The sequence below is a fragment of the Ruegeria sp. BJ5 genome (assembly GCF_056537865.1).
In genome coordinates, this window is record NZ_JBQFSH010000020.1 from 1 (window position 1) to 1,066 (window position 1,066).

1 protein-coding gene is annotated in these 1,066 nt (G+C 63.4%); it reads left to right on the forward strand.

Features of this window, described 5'->3' with window-relative positions; genetic code table 11:
- Positions 1 to 11: 11 nt before the first annotated feature.
- Positions 12 to 1,066: ATP-binding protein (locus ACR0NY_RS19110; protein WP_480771305.1), on the forward strand; the 1,055-nt coding region annotated here is incomplete at its 3' end.

Below are 1,066 nucleotides of genomic sequence, written 5' to 3' on the forward strand. Positions count from 1 at the left end.
CGCGAGCGGTGATGCCCAAACGTACCGACATCTCGACCATCCTCATCATCGGCGCCGGTCCCATCGTGATCGGCCAGGCCTGCGAGTTCGATTATTCGGGCACGCAGGCGGTGAAGACGCTGAAAGAGGAGGGCTATCGCATCGTCCTCGTCAATTCCAATCCGGCCACCATCATGACCGATCCGGAATTGGCCGATGCGACCTATATCGAGCCGATCACGCCGGAGATCGTCGCCAAGATCATCGAGAAGGAACGTCACGTCATCCCCGGCGGCTTCGCGCTGCTGCCGACCATGGGTGGCCAGACCGCGCTGAACTGCGCGCTGTCGCTGCGCCGGCAGGGCCCGCTGGACAAGTTCGACGTCGAGATGATCGGCGCCACCGCCGATGCCATCGACAAGGCCGAGGATCGCCAGCTGTTCCGCGAGGCGATGACCAAGATCGGGCTCGAGACGCCGAAGTCGCGGCTCGCCAACGCGTCCGAGCTGAAGAAGTCGTTCCGCGACAAATACCAGGCCGAACGCGAGAAGCTGTCGGGCGCAGCGCTCGAAGAACTCGACCGGCAATGGACGCTCGGCGAGAGCGACCGCCGCAAGCGCTACCAGGAATATGCCTTCGGCCAGGCCATGATGGCGCTGTCCGAGATCGGCCTGCCCGCGATCATCCGCCCCTCCTTCACCATGGGCGGCACCGGCGGTGGCATCGCCTACAACAAGGAAGAGTTCCTCGACATCATCGAGCGCGGCCTGGACGCGTCTCCGACCAACGAAGTGCTGATCGAAGAATCCGTGCTCGGCTGGAAAGAGTACGAGATGGAGGTGGTGCGCGACAAGAAGGACAATTGCATCATCGTCTGCTCGATCGAGAACTTCGATCCGATGGGCGTGCACACCGGCGACTCCATCACGGTGGCCCCTGCCCTGACGCTGACGGACAAGGAATACCAGATCATGCGCGACGCCTCGCTGGCGGTGCTGCGCGAGATCGGCGTCGAGACCGGCGGCACCAACGTGCAGTTCGGCGTCAATCCCGAGGACGGCCGCATGGTCGTGATCGAGATGAACGA